Source organism: Holdemanella sp., assembly GCF_056804935.1.
Window position 1 is genome coordinate 1 of record NZ_DBMEXE010000295.1, and the last position, 1,505, is coordinate 1,505.

The 1,505-nt window shown below is 32.8% G+C and carries 1 protein-coding gene; it reads left to right on the forward strand.

All coding sequences use genetic code 11. From position 1 onward, the window contains the following. On the forward strand, positions 1–1,438 hold a 1,438-nt coding region (locus ACZQCL_RS09460), incomplete at its 5' end, for a class I mannose-6-phosphate isomerase (protein ID WP_482483031.1). Between the last annotated feature and the right edge of the window lie 67 nt (positions 1,439–1,505).

Consider the following 1,505-nt stretch of genomic DNA (forward strand, 5'->3'; position numbering starts at 1 on the left):
AAACTTAGAGGAGTATTTTGACGAAAAGAAAGTGAAAATGGCTCAAGATGATATTAAAAAATCAAAAGGGCTAGTCATTGTTTATGGAATTGGAGCTAGCAGGGTTGTCAAAGGCAATATACTGATTTACAATAATATCACTATTCAAAGAATTAAAGATGGATTTTTCGGCAAACTAGAAAATTGGGGTATGAAAAATCCTGATGAAGATCCTTTAACAAAGGAAAAGATATTTAACTTTGTCGAATCAAAGTATTTTGATAATCATAAACGCCACATTTTTGATGAAATGGATTTTGTTATTGATGGAGATGATGTAGATAATCCTATTATGACAACAGGAGATGATTTTAGAAAAGCATTAAATTATTTTGCGACACATCCTTTTAAATTAGAACCATTCTTTAATAGAGGCGTTTGGGGTGGACATTGGTGTAAAGATGTTTTAAATGGAGGATTAGACAAAGAGAATACAGCGTGGGGAATGACAGGCTGGATGAATTTTCAAAATGCTATTGCTAAATTGGGATCAAATGAATTTAGAATTGTTGGTAGAGATATTGTTCAATATCAACCAATTTCTTTCCTTGGTAATCAGAATTTCTTTTGGTTTGGCTATAATTGCCCTGTTGGATGTGACTTTTTAGATACTTGGGGAGGTGGAAATCTAAGCTTGCAGGTTCACCCAGATATTGCATATTCTCAGGAAACATTTAATTTTCCTTTTGGACATTATGAAAGTTATTATATGTTAGATACATGCGATGAAAGCTGTGTATATCTAGGAACAAAAGAAGGTGTTAAATTAGATGAGCTTGTCGATGCTTTTAAAAGAGCTCAAGAAACAGGAGAGTTTGATGATGCAAAATGGATTAATTGTTTTCCGATGAAAAAGCATGATCATATTTATATTCCAAGCGGTACAATACATGCCTCTGGAAAGAATACATTAGTTCTTGAAATTAATCCAATAGGATTTCAGACTTTTAAATTATGGGATTGGGGAAGAATTGATGCTGATGGAAAGCCTCGTCCAATTAACATAGAGCATGGATCCAAAGTGATTCAAGAAAGATATCAGACAAACTTTGTTAAGGAACATTTAATTTCTAAAAAAAGTGAAGTAGCTAGAGGAACGGGTTGGCGCAAAGAACATAGTGGAACAATGGAATATGAGCTACTGAAAATCGACCGGTATTGGTTTAATGAACCAATATTCTTTGAAACTAAAGATCATGTGAAACTTCATGTATTAGTAGAAGGCGAAGAAGCTTTGATTGTAAGCCCGTATGATGAATTTGAACCAATTGAATTGCATTATGCTGAGGCATTATATATTCCAGCTAGTATAGGCCAATACATTATTAAACCTAAAAATGAAGGTGATGAATTAGCAATTCTAGAGTGCTATATGGATATGGGAAATGCATATAAATAGTTTTTTAAGATTAAAAGGGTGCAAAATCACCCTTTTTTAAGGGAAGTTTAAATGTTTGTTTTAAATT